A 17,829-nucleotide genomic window follows, 5' to 3' on the forward strand; every position below is an offset into this window, starting at 1 on the left:
TGTCCCGTCCCGTCGCATCCGAGTCGGTCCGCGTCCGAGTCGGTCCGCGTCCGAGTCGGTCCGCGTCCCGTTCCCTCGGCGTCCGATTTCTTCAAGACACGGCCGAGCGGTTCGCCCTACGGTGTCCCCCATGACTCCACGACTCGACGCCGTCGGCCTCGTCGTCTCCGACATGGCCGCCTCACTCGCCTTCTACCGCCGGCTCGGCATGGCCATCCCCGAGGGGGCCGAGACCGCCCCGCATGTCGAGGCCGTGCTGCCCGACGGGTCGCGCGTGCTGTTCGACACCGAGGACACCGTGCGCTCCTTCGATCCGGACTGGACGCGGCCCGAGGGCAGGGGCCGGGTGGGGCTCGCCTTCCTCTGCGACAGCCCGGCCGAGGTGGACAAGACGTATGAAGAACTCGTCGGGGCAGGACACCGCGGCCACCTCGCTCCCTGGGACGCGGTGTGGGGCCAGCGCTACGCCATCGTCCTCGACCCCGACGGTGCCGAGGTGGCGCTGTTCGCGGGCCTGGACCCGGAGGTCAGCTCCGCGTAGCGGCCGAGGGTGAGTCCTGCCAGGTCCCTTGTCTCGCGCGCGAGGTGCGCCTGGTCGGAGCAGCCCGCGGCGAAGGCCGCCTCTGCGTACGGCACCCCGTCCCGGACCAGGGCCAGGGCGCGTTGCAGCCGCAGCACCCGGCCAAGCGTCTTCGGCCCGTACCCGAAGGCGTCCAGGGAACGGCGGTGCAGTCGGCGGATGCCCAGTCCGACGGCGGCGGCGGTCGACGCCACGGTCGCACCCGCGTTCAGAAGCTCCACCACGGCCCGCAGCAGCGGATCGGGGGGAGCGGTCTCCGCCGCGCGCCTCAGGGCCACGGCCTCCAGCGCGGCATCCCGGTCCGGCGCCTCGGTGACCCGTTCCGCCAGTGGCCGCACGTTCCGGGCGGGCCAGATGTCGCCGAGGTCCACGCGCAGGTCACGCAGTTCGTGCGCGGGGACGCCGAAGAAGGCGGGGCCCGCGCCCGGTGCGAACCGTACGGCGTGGTAGGCGGAGCGCGTGCCGTCGGACGGCTGCGCGTGGGTGTCCGGCCCCGCGACCAGCAGCCGGCCGCCGGCCCACATCAGGTCCATGCACCCGTCGGGCAGAACGGGCATGACGGGACCGTGGCCGGGGCCGGGCTCGGTGCGCCAGACGACGGCACCGTCCAGCAGCGAAGCCCGCTCTGCGTACACGATGCCGGGGCTAGGGCAGGCCGGAGATGTTCCGGTTCCCGCCGTCCCGCGGTCTCCCACCCCGCCGGGCCTTGTCCGGGCGGTCCTCAACCCGGCGGTCCCCCGCCGGGCGGTCCTCGACCGGGCGGTCCTGAGCCGGGCAAGCCGGGTCGTCCGTGTCCGGGTGGCTCTTGCCCAGGTCGGCCTTGCCCCCGCTCTCCCGCCTGCCCCGGTTCTCGCGCTCGTCGCGCTGCCCCTTCTCGCGGGACTCCCGGCTCCCCTGCAGCCTGGACCTCACGTCGTCCAGCGGCAGGAACTTCGACCACCGCTCGGGGAACTCCGACGGCATGTCCCCGCCCTGCCAGTCACCTCTCTCCCAGTCCTCGACCTGCCCCTCCTCGGTCTCCCAGTCCTCTGCGTCCTCGGCGTCCTCGGCGGCCCAGCCCTCGTTCCCTCCCCCCGCCGCCCGGGCGCGGGCGGCCTGCTCGGCGGCCCGGACGCGCCGGTTCGCGGCACGCGCGGCGGCCGTGGCGACGGACGGCCAGACCCGGTCGATGGCGGCGTTGACGGCGGCGCCGACGAGCACCGCGAACGCCGAGATGCCGATCCAGAGCAGCACGGCGATGGGCGCGGCGAGCGAGCCGTAGATGGTGGGCCCCTCGACGGTGCTGGTCAGATAGATACGCAGCAGGAAGCTCCCGAGCACCCACATGCCCAGGGCCACCAGCGCGCCCGGGATGTCCTCCACCCAGGGCGAACGGACCGGCACGGACACGTGGTACAGCGTGGTGAGGAAGGCGATGGACAGCAGTATCACCAGCGGCCAGTACAGGACGCTGACGAGACCGGCGCCGAACGGCACGAGTTCGACGACCCGGTCGGGGCCGACCACGGCGAGCGGCAGCACCACGGCGCCGATCAGCAGCGCGACCAGGTAGAGCAGGAACGCCAGCAGCCGGGTGGCGACGATGCCCCGATGCCCGTCCAGTCCGTACATCACGGTGATCGTGTCGATGAAGACGTTCACGGCGCGCGAGCCGGACCACAGGGCGATCGCGAACCCGAGGGAGACGACGTCGGGACGCCCTCCGCGGGTGACGTCCTCCAGCAGGGGTTTGGCGATCTCGTTGACACCGCGGTCGGACAGGACGGTGCCGGCGGCGCCGAGGATGTTCTCCTGGATGGAGGCGACGGTGGTGGTACTGGTCCAGTCGTCGACGTAACCGAGCAGGCCGAGCAGGCCGAGCATCAGCGGCGGCAGGGACAGCAGGGTGAAGAACGCGGCCTCGGCGGCGAGTCCCAGGATCCGGTACTCGATGCACGAATTGACCGTGTCCTTCAGCAGCAGCCAGGCGAGCTTCCGCATGGAGACGTTGTGGTAGAGGACTCTGGCCCGGTGGAGCCGGCCGCCGGGCCGGTCGGGTGTTTCGTTTGCTGCCTGCACCTCCATACCGTATAGGCATGGCGACCAGCACCCACACCGTGACCAACCAGCCCCCGCCCCTGGTGGCGTACAACGTGTTCACCACGGACCGTGCCCTCGCCGAGGCCCTCGAGCGGCACCTGGACGACCCCGCGGTCCGGGAAGCGGCGCGGCGGGAGCTGGCGGAGCTCGGCCGGGCCGCCGGCTCGGCCCAGGCACAGCGGTGGGCCGCGCAGGCCGACACGAACCCCCCGGTGCTGCGCACCCATGACCGCTACGGCCGCCGGATCGACGAGGTCGACTTCCATCCGGCCTGGCACCGGCTGCTGGGCAGGGCGGTCGCCGCGGGGCTGACGAACGCGTGGGGGCGGCCCGGCGGGCATGTGCGGCGCGCGGCCGGGTTCCTGGTGTGGTCGCAGGCGGAGGCCGGGCACGGCTGCCCGGTGTCGATGACCCACGCGGCGGTGCCCGCGCTGCGCGTCGACCCGGACCTCGCGGCGGAGTGGGAGCCGCGGCTGACGTCGGGGGTGTACGCGCAGGGGCTGCGCCCTGCCGAGCGGAAGCCCGGCGTGCTGTTCGGCATGGGCATGACGGAGAAGCAGGGCGGCAGCGACGTCCGCGCGACCACCACCCGCGCCGTGCCGCTTTCGGCCGCCGGGGAGTACGAGCTGACCGGGCACAAGTGGTTCTGCTCGGCGCCGATGAGCGACGCGTTCCTGGTGCTGGCCCAGGCGCCCGGCGGGCTGACCTGCTTCCTGCTGCCGCGGGTGCTGGACGACGGGACGCGGAACCCGTTCGCGATCCAGCGGCTCAAGGAGAAGCTGGGCAACCGGTCGAACGCGTCCGCCGAGGTGGAGTTCGCCGGCACCTGGGCGCGGCGGGTCGGCGAGGAGGGGCGCGGGGTGGCCACCATCATCGAGATGGTGGCGGCGACCCGGCTGGACTGCGTGCTCGGCTCGGCGGCCCTGATGCGCCAGGCGGTGGCGCAGGCCGTCCACCACGCCTCGTACCGGAAGGCCTTCGGCGGCCCGCTCGCCGACAAGCCGCTGATGCGCAACGTGCTGGCTGATCTGGCGGTGGAGTCGGAGGCGGCGACGGTGCTGGCGATGCGCCTGGCCGCCGCATACGACGCGGCGGACCGGGGTTCGGAGTCGGAGCGGGCGCTGCTGCGGCTCGCGGTGCCGGCGGCCAAGTACTGGGTCACCAAGCGGTGCACTCCGGTGGTGGCCGAGGCGCTGGAGTGCCTGGGCGGGAACGGCTACGTGGAGGAGTCGGGGATGCCGCGGCTGCTGCGCGAGTCGCCCCTCAACTCCGTGTGGGAGGGATCGGGCAACATCCAGGCGCTGGACGTGCTGCGGGCGCTGCGCGGCGCGCCCGGGGCCGCGGGGCGGAGCGGGCGGGAACCGGTGCCGCTGGACGCCTTCCTCCGGGAGGTGGGCCTGGCCCGGGGCGCCGACCACCGGCTGGACGGAGCGATCAAGGGGATGCTGGCGGAACTGGCGGAACTGGAGTCCGCCGAGGTGCGGGCGCGGCGGCTCGCCGAGCGGATGGCGCTGGTGCTCCAGGGGTCGCTGCTGGTGCGCTGGGCACCGCCGGAGGTCGCGGACGCGTTCTGCGCCTCTCGGCTGGGCGGTGACCGGGGTTCGGCGTTCGGGACGCTGCCGTACGGGCTGGACCAGGCGGCGGTGGTGGAGCGGGCGCGCGCGGAGGGATGAGAGGTGCGCCTCGCGCCGATGACCGCGTCCCCGTGACCGCGGTGGCACCTGGTAGCCCCTGGTGGCCACGGCGCCTGCCGTGACCGCGGTGGCCGTGCCGCCCCTCGCGCCCGGGGTGCCTGCCCTGACCGCGATGCCTGCGGTGGCCGAGCGCTGCGGCAGGCCGGACCCGCGCAAATCGCGGGGGTGGTGCTGCGCCGACACGGCACCACCCTCCGCTGGACGACACCTTCGCCCATCCCTCGCTCGTTGACCAGAGTTGCGGACCGTTGCAGCAGATGCCCGAACTCCGCTTCCCGGGCAGGACGCAGACGGCACGATGGATCCGGACGGTCCGCGGCGGCCCGCGCACCGAGCAGAACCGATGCGGTACGACCGGCCCGCGGCCACGGGCACCGGCCGGCCGTACCGCGCACACCACCGAACGCGCCGGTCGGCGCCGACGACGGCGGGGGCATCCGATGAGGGACACGGCTATGAACATGCCACGGCTGGGCGGAGCGGACGCCGCGCACGCGGCCCGCGTGCTGCATCAGGTGCATGCGGCGACGCTCGCGGGCCGACGCCCGCCGGTCCCGCCCCGGCCGGTCATCCACGCCTCCTGGCAGCGGATGATGCGGCTGGGGCTGGACCCCGACCGCTCCACGAGCAGCGTGCTGCTCCGGCGGGACGAGCTGGAGCACCGCAGGCGGTCCACCGTGCTCGGCGAGGTGATGGGCACACTGAGCGGCGGGCTCACATCGGTCGCCGACGCCACCCTCCAGATCATGGTGGTGACGGACTGCCAGGGGCGGGTGCTGTGGCGGGAGGGGAACGCGGGAGTGCTCCGGCAGGCCGGAGCCATCTGCCTGGAGGAGGGGGCGGCCTGGAGCGAGGACAGTACGGGCACCAACGCCATCGGCACCGCCCTCGCGGCCGGCCGGCCGGTCCAGGTCCACTCGGCCGAGCACTTCGTCCACACCCTGCACGACTGGACCTGTGCCGCCGCGCCGGTGCGGGACCCGCGCGACGGCCGGCTGCTCGGCATCGTGGACGTCAGCGGCCCGGCGTCCAGCTTCCATCCGGCCACCCTGGCGCTGGTCAGCTCGGTGGCCCGGCTGGCCGAGGCGGAGCTGCGGGAACGCCATCTCCGGCAGGTCGAGCGGCTCCGCTCCGTCGCCGCGCCCGTCCTCTGCCGGGTCGGCGGGCGGGCACTGGCCGTGGACGTGCACGGCTGGACGGCGGCCGCCACCGGTATGGCGCCGGTGGACCGCCTGCCGCTGCCCTCGTCGTTCCGCGCGGGTCGCGTGTGGCTGCCGTCGCTGGGGATGTGCACCGTCGAACCGCTGCCCGGGGGCTGGCTGGTGCGTCCCTGCGAGTCGCGGCCCGCGGAGTCCGCGAGCCGGGTCGTCCTCGACCTGAGCCGCGCCCGCCGCTGGACGGTCTCGGTCTCCGGCCCCGCCGGCGGCTGGGCCCGGGAGCTGAGCCCCCGCCACGCGGAGCTGCTGTACGTGCTGGCATCGCGTCCGCAGGGGCGCACGGCCGCGGAACTCGCGGGCGACGTGTTCGGCGACCGGACGCGCACCGTGACGGTGCGCGCCGAGATGTCGCGGGTACGGCGCTACCTGTCGGGTGTGCTGGCGCACCGCCCGTACCGCTTCTGCGACGAGGTCGAGGTGCGACTCGTGTGCCCCGCCCACCCTGCGGACCTGCTGCCGCACTCCTTTGCCCCGGCCGTGGTGGAGGCGCGGGCGGCGGCCCCGGCACCGGCCGGGGACGGGGCGGAGAGCGGGGGCGGGCCCGGGTGACGCCGCGGCCGCCGGGACACCCTCCGCGCCCCCGTTCCTCCCCGCTCCCGCCGGATGAGGGATACGTGAGGGATATGTGAGGGAGACACGGGAGGGAGATACGGGAGGGAGATACGGGAGGGAGCCGCAGCGGGACGGGGATCCGACGGGGTGCGGGGCCCTCCCTCCCGGTGCGGGGCCGCTTTGTCCCGGCGGAGTGCCCGTGGTTCCCTGGCGGCCATGAGCATCACCGTGACCACCTGGTCCCTGGAGCAGACGTCCCCGTCCGATCTGCGCCCCGCCGCCGAGCCCGCGGGAGACATACGGATCGTGCGCGCCGAGGTGCCCTCGCCGGAGTTCAGCCGGTTCCTCTACACCGCCGTGGGCGGGGACATCCGCTGGACCGACCGGCTCGGCCTCACCCACGCGCAGTGGGGGGAGGCGCTGGCCAGGCCGGGCACCGAGACATGGGTGGCGTACGAGAGGGGCACCCCGGCCGGGTACGTCGAGCTGGAGGCGCAGGACGAGGGCTCCGTCGAGATCGTGTACTTCGGCCTCATCCCGGCGTTCCGCGGCAGGCGGATCGGCGGCCATCTGCTGTCGTGCGGCACAGCCCGCGCCTGGGACCTCGCGGAGCGCTGGCCGGGACGCACCCCCACGAAGCGGGTCTGGCTCCACACCTGCTCCAAGGACGGCCCCTACGCCATGGACAACTATCTGCGCCGCGGGTTCACCCTGTTCGACACCAGGGTGGAGGAGGAACCGGAGGCCGCAGCTCCCGGCCCCTGGCCCGGCGCACACGGCTGACCGGCGGGAGGACTCCCTCCTTCCGGGCCTCGCCAGGGGCTCTCCGGGGCCTCGTCAGGCCGCCCCGGGATCGCTCCGGACCTCCCCATGGCCGCTTCGGGGGCCCCTTTCCGACCTTGCTCCGCGCGCTCTCCCCGGGGATGCCCCGGGCCCGCCGCGGCCCAGGGCTCCGGACCAGGGCTCCGGGCCAGGGCTCCGGACCAGGGCTCACGAGCCGCTTCGGTCCTCCCGAACCCTTGGGCCGCCGCCACCGGGCGGGCCTCGCCCGACGGCGCAGCAGCCCGACGGTCCGACGGCGCAGCAGCCCGGCAGCACTACCCTCCGCACCATGTGACCCACCCCACATCTTCTCGCAATACGAGACATTCTCGTCCACATTATGGATGACGGTGGACTGGCTCCGAAGTCCCGTGCCAGGCTTCCGTCATGTCTCGAGCTGGAATTGCCTTGGTGAGTCGGCGGCACGTCGACCTCGGCCGCATGTCCAGCGCCATGTGTCGCGCGAGCTGAGTGCCCCCGGGGGCCGTCAGCCCCGGCACCGATCCACCCGCGCTCCCCGAGATCCCCGACCACCGCGCATCGCGGCGCCCTCCCGTACCCGGGGGCGCCCATGTGCAGGTCAGAGCCGCCCTCCCGCAGTCCCGAAGGACGTAACCGCCATGGCCGCCACTCCCGGAAAGCCCGCCTCTGCCACGCCCCGCCGCAAGGCCGGACGCCACCGCGGCGAGGGCCAGTGGGCCGTTGGCCACCTCACACCCCTGAACGGCAACGAGCAGTTCAAGAAGGACGACGACGGTCTCAACGTGCGGACACGTATTGAGACGATCTACTCCAAGCGCGGATTCGACTCCATCGACCCCAGCGACCTGCGCGGCCGGATGCGCTGGTGGGGGCTGTACACCCAGCGCAAGCCCGGGATCGACGGCGGCAAGACCGCGGTCCTGGAGCCGGAGGAGCTGGACGACGAGTACTTCATGCTGCGGGTCCGCATCGACGGCGGACGGCTGACCACCGGTCAACTGCGGGTGATCGGCGAGATCTCGCAGGAGTTCGCGCGCGGCACCGCCGACATCACCGACCGGCAGAACGTGCAGTACCACTGGATCCGCATCGAGGACGTGCCCGAGATCTGGAACCGGCTGGAAGCCGTCGGCCTTTCCACCACCGAGGCGTGCGGCGACACCCCCCGCGTCATCCTCGGCTCCCCGGTGGCCGGTATCGCCGAGGACGAGATTGTCGACGGCACTCCCGCCATCGAGGAGATCCACCGGCGCATCGTGGGCGAGAAGGCCTTCTCCAACCTCCCCCGCAAGTTCAAGTCGGCGGTCTCCGGTTCACCGCTGCTGGACGTGGCACACGAGATCAACGACGTCGCCTTCGTCGGGGTGAACCACCCGGAGCACGGCCCCGGCTTCGACCTGTGGGTCGGCGGCGGGCTCTCCACCAACCCGAAGATCGGTGTCCGGCTCGGCGCCTGGGTGCCGCTGGAGGAGGTCCCGGACGTCTACGAGGGCGTGATCTCGATCTTCCGCGACTACGGCTACCGCCGGCTGCGCACCCGCGCCCGGCTGAAGTTCCTGGTCGCCGACTGGGGTGCGGAGAGGTTCCGCCGGGTGCTTGAGGAGGAGTACCTGAGGCGCCCGCTGGTCGACGGCCCGGCGCCCGAGCAGCCCGTACAGCGGTGGCGCGACCACGTCGGGGTGCACCGGCAGAAGGACGGCCGCTACTACGTCGGCTTCGCGCCGCGCGTCGGCCGCGTCGACGGCGCCACCCTCACCAAGATCGCCGAGGTGGCGGAGGCGCACGGCTCGGGGCGGGTCACCACCACCGCCGAGCAGAAGATGATCGTCCTCGATGTCGAGGAGTCGCAGGTCGAGTCGCTGGTGTCGGCACTCGAGTCGCTGGACCTGCGGGTCGGCCCGTCGCCCTTCCGGCGCGGCACGATGGCCTGCACCGGCATCGAGTTCTGCAAGCTGGCCATCGTCGAGACCAAGGCCCGGGGCGCCTCGCTGATCGACGAACTGGAGCGCCGCCTGCCCGGGTTCGACGAGCCGATCACCATCAACATCAACGGGTGCCCCAACGCCTGCGCCCGCATCCAGGTGGCGGACATCGGTCTCAAGGGCCAGCTGGTGCTGGACGAGAGCGGCGAGCAGGTGGAGGGCTTCCAGGTGCACCTGGGCGGTGCCCTGGGACTGGAGGCCGGCTTCGGCCGCAAGGTCCGCGGGCTGAAGGTCACCTCCGCCGAGCTGCCCGACTACGTCGAGCGCGTCCTCAGGCGCTTCCAGGCGGAGCGCGAGGACGGCGAGCGCTTCGCCGCCTGGGCTGCGCGGGCAGACGAGGAGGCCCTGTCGTGAGCGGCGCGCAGGCGGCCCCCGGGCCGCACCCCGCGACCGGCCCGGCACCCCTGCGCCGCGCGGGCGGAGAAGCGGAGGGGGAACGATGAGCGAGCGGGCCGCCCCCTTCTACTGCCCCTACTGCGGCGACGAGGATCTGCGTCCGAGTGAGCAGGGCCACGGCGCCTGGGAGTGCGCGTCCTGCAACCGGGCCTTCCGGCTGAAGTTCCTCGGGCTCCTCGCCCGCGGTGTCCGGCACAACGACGGCGGAGGGGAAGCGATATGACGGCGGTGAGGTCACCGCGGACCGGGGACGAGCTGAAGCCGCTGGCCGAGCGGGCCGGACGGGACCTCGAGGAGGCGTCCGCCCTCTCCATCCTGACCTGGGCGGCAAAGACCTTCGGCGCCCGCTTCTGCGTCACCTCGTCGATGGAGGACGCCGTGGTCGCCCATCTGGCCTCCCGGGCCTTCCCGGGGGTCGACGTGGTCTTCCTGGACACCGGCTACCACTTCCCCGAGACCCTCGGCACCCGGGACGCGGTCGCGGCCGTGATGGACGTCAACCTCCTCACGCTCACCCCGCGCCGGTCGGTGGAGGAGCAGGACGCCGAGTACGGCCCGCGCCTGCACGACCGCGACCCCGACCTGTGCTGCGCGCTCCGCAAGGTCAGACCGCTCGAGGAAGGGCTCACCGGCTACGACGCGTGGGCGACCGGTCTGCGCCGCGACGAGTCCCCGACACGGGCGGACACCCCGGTCGTCGGCTGGGACGAGAAGCGGCGGAAGGTCAAGGTCTCGCCGATCGCGCGCTGGACGCAGGCCGATGTGGACGCCTATGTCGCCGAGCACGGCGTCCTCACCAACCCGCTGCTGATGGACGGGTACGCGTCGGTGGGCTGCGCTCCCTGCACCAGGCGGGTGCAGGACGGCGAGGGCACCCGGGCAGGCCGCTGGGCGGGCCGGGCCAAGACCGAGTGCGGACTGCACGGCTGATGACGACACCCGCCGACCACGCGGCAGCCCGGACCGCACCCGCCGGGGCGGCCCGCCCCGCGGGAACCGCCGGACCGGGCAGACCCGACCCGGGCAGACCCGACCCGGCGGCCCGGCCCGCCGAGGGGGCAACCCGCCGGCCCGCGGCCCGACCCGGCGCGGCAACCGGACCCGCCCACAAGACGAGCGGACCCGTCCGGGCGGCCCGCCCGGCCGGACGCAGCGAACCGACCCCCACCCGACGGGAGAAGCACGTGACTGGGGCCACCATCTGGCTCACGGGGCTGCCGAGCGCGGGCAAGACCACCATCGCGTACGAGCTGGCCGGCCGGCTGCGCGGCGAGGGCCACCGTGTGGAGGTGCTCGACGGGGACGAGATCCGCGAGTTCCTGTCCGCGGGCCTCGGCTTCAGCCGCGAGGACCGGCACACCAACGTCCGGCGGATCGGCTTCGTCGCCGAACTGCTGGCGTCCAACGGCGTGAAGGTGGTCGTGCCGGTGATCGCGCCGTACGCCGACAGCCGCGAGGCGGTCCGCGAGCGGCACGGCGCCGAGGGCACCCCGTATCTGGAGGTGCATATCGCCACTCCGGTCGAGGTGTGCGCCGAACGCGACGTCAAGGGCCTGTACGCCAGACAGGCGGCCGGCGAGATCAGCGGGCTGACCGGAGTGGACGACCCGTACGAGGAGCCGAAGGCCCCCGATCTGCGGATCGAGTCGCACACCCAGACCGTGCAGGAGTCGGCCCAGGCGCTGTATGCGCTGCTCACCGGAAGGGGACTGGCATGACGACCGGCATCGGCACCGCGGCGGGGAGCACCGACAGCCCGTACGCGCTGACGCACCTCGACGCTCTGGAGTCCGAGGCGGTGCACATCTTCCGCGAGGTGGCGGGCGAGTTCGAGCGGCCGGTGGTGCTCTTCTCCGGCGGCAAGGACTCCATCGTCATGCTGCATCTGGCGCTGAAGGCGTTCGCCCCGGCTGCGGTGCCGTTCTCCCTGCTGCATGTGGACACGGGCCACAACTTCCCCGAGGTCATCGAGTACCGCGACCGTGTGGTGGCACGCCACGGCCTGCGGCTCCATGTGGCCTCCGTACAGGACTACATCGACCGCGGAGTGCTCCGCGAACGCCCCGACGGCACCCGCAACCCGCTGCAGACCGTGCCGCTGACGGAGGCCATCCAGCGGCACCGCTTCGACGCCGTGTTCGGCGGCGGGCGCCGCGACGAGGAGAAGGCCCGGGCCAAGGAACGGGTGTTCTCGCTGCGCGACGAGTTCTCCCAGTGGGATCCGCGCCGCCAGCGCCCCGAACTGTGGCAGCTCTACAACGGCCGCCACGCGCCCGGGGAGCACGTCCGGGTGTTCCCCCTGTCCAACTGGACCGAACTGGACGTCTGGCAGTACATCCAGCGCGAGCGGATCGAGCTGCCGGAGATCTACTTCGCCCACCAGCGGGAGGTCTTCGCCCGCGACGGCATGTGGCTGACCGCCGGGGACTGGGGCGGTCCGCAGCGGGGCGAGCAGGTGGAGAAGCGGCTGATCCGCTACCGCACCGTCGGGGACATGTCCTGCACGGGCGCCGTCGACTCCGACGCGACCACGCTCGACGCCGTGATCGCCGAGATCGCCGCCTCCCGGCTCACCGAGCGGGGGGCGACCCGCGCCGACGACAAGCTGTCCGAAGCCGCGATGGAAGACCGCAAGCGCGAAGGGTACTTCTAGGGATGACCGGTTCCACCGAGCAGCAGGCCGAGCAGCCGAACGAGCAGCTGTCGGCCACCACCCTGCTGCGTTTCGCCACCGCAGGTTCGGTCGACGACGGCAAGTCCACCCTGGTGGGCCGGCTGCTGCACGACTCCAAGTCGGTGCTCGCCGACCAGCTGGAGGCGGTCGAGCACGCCTCCCGCTCCCGCGGCCAGGCGGCGCCCGACCTGGCGCTGCTCACCGACGGCCTGCGGGCCGAGCGCGAGCAGGGCATCACCATCGACGTGGCGTACCGCTACTTCGCCACGCCCCGGCGGCGGTTCATCCTCGCCGACACCCCCGGGCATGTGCAGTACACCCGGAACATGGTCACCGGCGCCTCGACGGCCGAGCTGACGGTGGTCCTGGTCGACGCCCGCAACGGCGTGGTCGAGCAGACCCGCCGGCACGCGGCGATCGCCGCGCTGCTGCGCGTCCCGCACGTCGTCCTCGCCGTGAACAAGATGGACCTGGTGGGCTACCGGGAGGCGGTCTTCGCCGCCATCGCCGAGGAGTTCACGGCCTACGCGAGCGAGCTGGGCGTCCCGGAGATCACCGCGATCCCGATCTCGGCGCTCGCCGGCGACAACGTCGTGGACGCCTCCGCGCACATGGACTGGTACGGCGGCCCCACGGTGCTGGAGCACCTGGAGACCGTGCCGGTCAGCCATGACCTGGCGACCTGCCACGCGCGCCTCCCGGTGCAGTACGTGATCCGCCCGCAGACCGCCGACCACCCGGACTACCGCGGATACGCGGGCCAGATCGCGGCCGGAACGTTCCGCGTCGGCGAGGAGGTCACCGTCCTGCCGTCGGGCCGGACGTCGCGGATCGCGGGCATCGACCTGCTCGGCGAGCCGGTGGACGTGGCCTGGACCCCGCAGTCGGTGACGCTGCTGCTGGAGGACGACATCGACGTCTCCCGCGGCGACCTCCTCGTGCCGAGCACGGACGCGCCCGCCACGACGCAGGACGTCGAGGCCACGGTCTGCCATGTCGCCGACACCCCCCTCGCGGTGGGCGCGCGGGTGCTGCTGAAGCACACGACCCGCACGGTGAAGGCGATCGTCAGGGAGATCCCGTCTCGGCTGACGCTCGACGACCTGTCCCCGCACCCGTCCCCCGGGCAGCTGGTGGCCAACGACATCGGCCGGGTCAGGATCCGCACCGCCGAGCCGCTGGCGCTCGACTCCTACGCGGACTCCCGCCGCACCGGGTCCTTCCTGCTGATCGACCCGGCGGACGGCACGACCCTGGCGGCCGGCATGGCGGGCGGGTCCTTCGCCGCCGCCGGGGCCGCGCCCGCCCGGGACGGCGAGGGGTGGGACTTCTGATGGCTGCCGACGCGTACGCGACCTTCGCCAAGGAGGGCGGCCGGGTGGGCAGCGGTGTGCTCGGCGCGGGATCGGGGGGTGTCACGCGATGTGCCCGATGACCGGCGCGGCCCCCCGGCCGCCCGGCAGACGAAGACACCGACCCGCCGAACCCCCGGCCGCGTCCCCCACCATCCGGCACCGCCGAAGGACGTGAGAACCGGGCCCCCGAGAGGAACGCCTCCCGTGCCTGCATCCCGTACGAGCCTGCGCCGCGGACTCGCCGCTGCCGCCGCCCTCCCCCTGCTGGCCCTGGCCGCCACCGCCTGCGGCTACGGCTCCCAGGCCAGGGAGGACAGGACGGCCGGGGTGGCAGCGGTGGGCAGGAAGCTCTCCGCCGGCACCGTCCGCATCGGCTACCTGCCGAACCTGACCCATGCCACCGCGCTCGTCGGCATCCGGGAAGGTCTGATCCAGAAGGAACTCGGCGGCACCGCGATCAAGCCGCAGACCTTCAACGCCGGTCCGTCCGCGATCGAGGCACTCAACGGCGGTTCGCTGGACATCGGTTTCATCGGCCCGTCGCCCGCGGTGAACGCGTACGTGAAGTCGCATGGCCGGAATCTGCGGATCGTCTCCGGTTCGGCCTCCGGCGGCGTGAAGTTCGTCGTCAACCCGGACCGGATCACCTCCCAGGACGACGTCAGGGGCAAGCGGATCGCCACCCCCCAGAAGGGGAACACCCAGGACGTCGCCCTCCTCGACTGGATCGCAGGGAAGGGCTGGAAGGTCGACGCGGAGAGCGGCAAGGGCGACGTCTCGGTGGTCCGCACGGACTCCGGGGTCACCCCCGCCGCCTACAAGTCCGGCTCCATCGACGGCGCCTGGGTGCCGGAGCCGACCGCGTCCACGCTGGTCGCCGAGGGCGCGAAGGTCCTCCTGGAGGAGGCCGCGCTCTGGCCCGGCGGGAAGTTCGCGATCACCAACGTGGTCGTGTCGGGGACGTTCCTGAAGGAGCATCCGGACGTCGTCGAGGCGGTGCTCCGCGGCACCGTGCGGACGAACGCCTGGATCACCGCCCATCCGGAGCAGGCCAAGGCCGCGGCCAACGCGGCGCTGAAGGCGGAGACCGGCAGGGAACTCCCCCCGGAGGTCGTCGACCGGGCCTGGCCGGGCATCCGGGTCACGGACGATCCGCTGGCCGCCACGCTCAGGACGCAGTCCGAGTGGGCGGCGCGGGCCGGGCTCGTCGACGAGCCGGACCTGGCCGGGATCTACGACCTGAGGCCGCTGAACAAGGTGCTGAGAGCCGAGGGCAGGCCCGAGGTCTCCGACGCCGGCCTCGGCACCCCCTGACACCCGCAGTCCGTCCGGTAACACTCCCAGGAGGTGACGACCATGGCCACCACGTTCGCCGAGGCCGCCGAGGACACCACCGTACTGTCGCACGCCGCCAGGATCGAGCACGTCTCGAAGTCGTTCCGCGGTCCCGCCGGATCGCAGCTCGTCCTGGACGACATCAGTCTGGACGTCGCCCCCGGCGAGTTCGTCACCATCCTCGGGGCGTCGGGATGCGGCAAGTCCACCCTGCTCAACCTGGTCGCGGGGCTGGACCGGCCGACCACCGGGTCCATCGAGACGCCCGGCGGGCGGCCCGCCCTGATGTTCCAGGAGCACGCCCTCTTCCCGTGGCTGACCGCGGGCAGGAACATCGAACTGGCGCTGCGGCTGCGCGGTGTCCCCAGGGCCGGGCGCCGCGAGGAGGCGGAGCGGCTGCTGGAACTGGTCCGGCTCGGCGGCGCGCACGGCAAGCGCGTCCACGAGCTGTCCGGCGGCATGCGCCAGCGGGTCGCCATGGCCCGGGCCCTCGCGCAGGACAGCGATCTGCTGCTGATGGACGAGCCGTTCGCGGCGCTCGACGCCATCACCCGCGACGTACTGCACGACGAGCTGACGCGGATCTGGCGCGAGACGAACGTGTCGGTGCTCTTCGTCACGCACAACGTCAGGGAGGCGGTCCGGCTCGCCCAGCGGGTGGTCCTGCTGTCGTCGCGGCCAGGCCGGGTGGCCCGCGAGTGGGCCGTGGACATCCCGCAGCCGCGCCGCATCGAGGACGCCGCCGTGGCGGACCTGTCCGTCGAGATCACCGAACGACTGCGGGGGGAGATCCGCCGACATGGCCAGCAGTGAAGCCCGGGCCGGCGTCACGAAGGCGGGCGGATCGCCCGCCGGGCCGGACGACCTCGCCGGTGTCGAGGCCGGTCTGGACGCCCTCGACGCCGTCGAGGTCCGCCGCACACCCCTGCGCGAGGTCCTCCTGAAGAAGGCCGTACCACCGCTCGTGGCGGTCGCCCTCGTGCTGGCGGTGTGGCAGCTCCTCGTCTCGGCCCGGGTCACCACCGAGGACAAGCTGCCGGCGCCGTCCGCGGTGTGGGCGGGCCTGTCCGACATGTGGCTGCAGGGCACCCTGTTCGACGTGATCTGGACCAGCGTGTCGCGCGGACTGTTCGGCTTCCTGCTGGCCCTGGCCATCGGCACCCCGCTGGGTCTGCTGGTGGCGCGGGTCGGCTTCGTCCGTGCCGCGATCGGCCCGATCCTCTCCGGCCTGCAGTCGCTGCCGTCGGTGGCGTGGGTGCCGCCTGCCGTCATCTGGCTCGGCCTGAACGACTCGATGATGTACGCGGTCATCCTGCTCGGCGCGGTGCCGTCGATCGCCAACGGGCTGGTGTCCGGGGTCACCCAGGTGCCTCCGCTGTTCCTGCGGGCCGGGCGGACACTCGGCGCCACCGGCCTGAGGGGCACCTGGCATATCGTCATGCCGGCCGCGCTGCCGGGCTATCTGGGCGGCCTGAAGCAGGGCTGGGCCTTCTCCTGGCGCTCGCTGATGGCGGCCGAGATCATCGCCTCCTCTCCCGACCTGGGCCTCGGCCTGGGACAGCTGCTGGAGAACGGCCGCAACAACATCGACATGCCCGGCGTGTTCCTGGCGATCGTCCTCATCCTGGTCGTCGGTATCGCCGTCGACCTGCTCGTCTTCAGCCCGCTGGAGCGCCGGGTGCTCCGCAGCCGCGGTCTCCTCGCCGGGAGTTGAGCCGATCCCGTGTACGGCCCCGCCCACCCCGCGCTTCTCGTCGTCGCCCACGGCAGCCGCGATCCGCGCCATGCCGCGACCGTGCACGCCCTGGTACGGCAGGTGCGGTCGCAGCGGCCCGGGGTGCGGGTCGGCACGGCGTTCCTGGACTTCAACGCGCCCGCCGTGCCCCGGGTGCTGGAGCGGATGGCGAACGACGCGGTGGCACAGGTGGTCGCACTGCCGCTGCTGCTGGCCCGGGCCTTCCATGCGAAGTCGGACATCCCGTCCGTGCTGGACGAGGCCCGGGCGCGGCACCCGCGGCTCCGGATCACCCAGGCAGGGGTACTCGGCCCGTCCCGGCTGCTGCTGGACACGGTCGAACAGCGTCTGTACGAGGCCGGGTTGACACCCGCCGACAAGGGCTCGACGGGAGTCGTCCTGGCCTCGGCCGGCTCCTCCGACCCGGAGGCCGCCTCCGGGCTCGCCGAGGTGGCGCGGGACCTGCGGCACAGCGGATGGCGCACGGTGCGGCCCGCGTTCGCCTCCGCCGTCACCGCGGCGGGGCCGCCCGCCCCCGGGGACGCGGTGCGGGCGCTGCGCGCCGCGGGAGCCGAGGGAGCCGGCGGCTCCGAGCCCCTGAAACGGGTCGCGGTGGCACCGTATGTCATCGCCCCCGGCCGGCTGCCGGACCGGATCGCGGACGGCGCGCGGGCCGCAGGGGCGGACGTCCTGGCCGATGTGCTCGGACCGTCACCCGCACTGGCCCGGCTGGTGCTGCGGCGGTACGACGAGGCCCTGGCCGTGCAGCGCCTCGCCGCCGCGGGCTGAGCACCCCGTCCGAGCGGGCCGACGGGCGCCCCGCCAGGCCGTGCACCACCTCACCACCGCACGCCGAACACCCCCCCACCCCGACCGGCGCCGCACCACGGCAGGCGCCGCACCACGGCAGGCCGCGCACCACGGCAGGCCCTGCCGTTCAGCCTCCGGGATGGGGCGGACGCACCTCGACGAACCGGCGGCGGCTCCGACCGCGGTACACCAGGGCGTCCCAGCCGAGGCGCCCCAGTATCCGGGCGCAGTCGGCGAGGGCGCGTTCCTCCTCCCCGGCGGCGCCACTGCCGTGCGGTCCGAGCCATTCGACCCTGACCATGCCCGGTTCGTCCGGTACTCCCGCCACGCGGTATCCGGTGGCCACCCGGCGCCCCGAGTCGGCGTCGACGGCGGAGGGCGCGATACCGGCCGCCTCCAGCGCGAGCGCCACGGCGCGAACCATCCGCCCCCGTTCCCAAGGGGCGGGCACCGCTTCGGGGCCGGCGGCGGCGCCGGGGCCGGCACCGGTGAGCCGACGGATCTGCAGCATGCCCTCGAACGCCACGCGCACCTCGGCGGCCCGCGCCCGCGCCTCGCGCTCGCCGCCCGGGCGCGGAGGCCCGTCACCGTCGTCGTACATGGAACCGACGATAGG

General features: G+C 73.5%; 18 protein-coding genes. 15 read left to right on the forward strand and 3 right to left on the reverse strand.

Annotated elements, in window-relative coordinates:
• The first annotated feature begins 130 nt into the window (after nt 1-130).
• Nucleotides 131-541: a VOC family protein gene (locus SCWH03_RS18205; protein WP_173265309.1), complete on the forward strand. Its 411-nt coding sequence runs from the start codon at nt 131-133 to the stop codon at nt 539-541.
• On the opposite strand, the gene SCWH03_RS18210 is transcribed toward SCWH03_RS18205, so the two are convergent.
• Together SCWH03_RS18210 and SCWH03_RS18215 are read right to left on the reverse strand one after the other, a co-directional pair.
• Nucleotides 463-1,215, reverse strand: coding sequence for a helix-turn-helix domain-containing protein (locus SCWH03_RS18210; RefSeq protein WP_173265310.1), 753 nt, complete (start codon nt 1,213-1,215; stop codon nt 463-465). The two genes, SCWH03_RS18205 and SCWH03_RS18210, sit on opposite strands and share 79 nt — an antisense overlap.
• 10 nt (nt 1,216-1,225) lie before the next feature.
• Entirely contained in the window at nt 1,226-2,638 is a 1,413-nt protein-coding gene (locus SCWH03_RS18215) for a YihY/virulence factor BrkB family protein (protein ID WP_254076829.1), read from the reverse strand.
• 17 nt (nt 2,639-2,655) lie between these two features.
• On the opposite strand from SCWH03_RS18215, the gene SCWH03_RS18220 reads away from it, so the two are divergent.
• From SCWH03_RS18220 to SCWH03_RS18280, 14 genes are all read left to right on the forward strand, one after another.
• Nucleotides 2,656-4,332 (forward strand): acyl-CoA dehydrogenase family protein, encoded by a 1,677-nt coding sequence (locus SCWH03_RS18220; protein ID WP_173265311.1) that lies wholly within the window; start codon nt 2,656-2,658, stop codon nt 4,330-4,332.
• 476 nt (nt 4,333-4,808) lie between these two features.
• Nucleotides 4,809-6,119, forward strand: coding sequence for a helix-turn-helix domain-containing protein (locus tag SCWH03_RS18225; protein ID WP_371872706.1), 1,311 nt, complete (start codon nt 4,809-4,811; stop codon nt 6,117-6,119).
• A gap of 219 nt (nt 6,120-6,338) precedes the next feature.
• Nucleotides 6,339-6,905 (forward strand): GNAT family N-acetyltransferase, encoded by a 567-nt coding sequence (locus SCWH03_RS18230; protein WP_173265313.1) that lies wholly within the window; start codon nt 6,339-6,341, stop codon nt 6,903-6,905.
• Between the two features lie 426 nt (nt 6,906-7,331).
• The gene (locus SCWH03_RS29920; protein ID WP_371872714.1) at nt 7,332-7,415 is read left to right on the forward strand and encodes a putative leader peptide; all 84 of its coding nucleotides are present in this window, start codon (nt 7,332-7,334) and stop codon (nt 7,413-7,415) included.
• Between the two features lie 149 nt (nt 7,416-7,564).
• Nucleotides 7,565-9,262 carry a nitrite/sulfite reductase gene (locus SCWH03_RS18235; protein ID WP_173265314.1) on the forward strand — a complete coding sequence of 566 codons (1,698 nt, stop codon included), beginning with the start codon at nt 7,565-7,567 and terminating at the stop codon, nt 9,260-9,262.
• Nucleotides 9,263-9,347: 85 nt separating this feature from the next.
• A complete protein-coding gene (locus SCWH03_RS18240) occupies nt 9,348-9,527 on the forward strand; it encodes a hypothetical protein (protein ID WP_173265315.1) in 180 nt (59 codons plus the stop codon).
• On the forward strand, nt 9,524-10,234 hold the full coding sequence (locus SCWH03_RS18245) for a phosphoadenylyl-sulfate reductase (RefSeq protein WP_173265316.1): 711 nt from the start codon (nt 9,524-9,526) through the stop codon (nt 10,232-10,234). Before SCWH03_RS18240 ends, SCWH03_RS18245 begins: the two co-directional genes overlap by 4 nt.
• Before the next feature lie 254 nt (nt 10,235-10,488).
• Nucleotides 10,489-11,022, forward strand: coding sequence for an adenylyl-sulfate kinase (cysC, locus tag SCWH03_RS18250; protein ID WP_173265317.1), 534 nt, complete (start codon nt 10,489-10,491; stop codon nt 11,020-11,022).
• Nucleotides 11,019-11,957 carry a sulfate adenylyltransferase subunit CysD gene (cysD, locus tag SCWH03_RS18255; RefSeq protein ID WP_173265318.1) on the forward strand — a complete coding sequence of 313 codons (939 nt, stop codon included), beginning with the start codon at nt 11,019-11,021 and terminating at the stop codon, nt 11,955-11,957. The genes cysC and cysD overlap by 4 nt, the downstream gene beginning before the upstream one ends.
• Before the next feature lie 2 nt (nt 11,958-11,959).
• Nucleotides 11,960-13,312 (forward strand): sulfate adenylyltransferase subunit 1, encoded by a 1,353-nt coding sequence (locus SCWH03_RS18260; protein ID WP_173265319.1) that lies wholly within the window; start codon nt 11,960-11,962, stop codon nt 13,310-13,312.
• Between the two features lie 225 nt (nt 13,313-13,537).
• The gene (locus SCWH03_RS18265; RefSeq protein ID WP_173265320.1) at nt 13,538-14,647 is read left to right on the forward strand and encodes an aliphatic sulfonate ABC transporter substrate-binding protein; all 1,110 of its coding nucleotides are present in this window, start codon (nt 13,538-13,540) and stop codon (nt 14,645-14,647) included.
• A gap of 42 nt (nt 14,648-14,689) precedes the next feature.
• Nucleotides 14,690-15,481, forward strand: a complete 792-nt coding sequence (locus SCWH03_RS18270; RefSeq protein WP_173265321.1) for an ABC transporter ATP-binding protein — start codon at nt 14,690-14,692, stop codon at nt 15,479-15,481.
• Entirely contained in the window at nt 15,468-16,382 is a 915-nt protein-coding gene (locus SCWH03_RS18275) for an ABC transporter permease (RefSeq protein ID WP_173265322.1), read from the forward strand. Before SCWH03_RS18270 ends, SCWH03_RS18275 begins: the two co-directional genes overlap by 14 nt.
• Nucleotides 16,383-16,391: 9 nt before the next feature.
• Nucleotides 16,392-17,192, forward strand: a complete 801-nt coding sequence (locus SCWH03_RS18280; RefSeq protein ID WP_173265323.1) for a sirohydrochlorin chelatase — start codon at nt 16,392-16,394, stop codon at nt 17,190-17,192.
• 148 nt (nt 17,193-17,340) lie between these two features.
• Here SCWH03_RS18280 and SCWH03_RS18285 read toward each other — a convergent pair whose 3' ends face one another.
• Complete coding sequence (locus SCWH03_RS18285; RefSeq protein ID WP_173265324.1) at nt 17,341-17,814, reverse strand: hypothetical protein; 474 nt, start codon at nt 17,812-17,814, stop codon at nt 17,341-17,343.
• Nucleotides 17,815-17,829: the final 15 nt, after the last annotated feature.

The organism is Streptomyces pacificus (assembly GCF_011766325.1).
Taxonomy (GTDB): Bacteria; Actinomycetota; Actinomycetes; order Streptomycetales; family Streptomycetaceae; genus Streptomyces; species Streptomyces pacificus.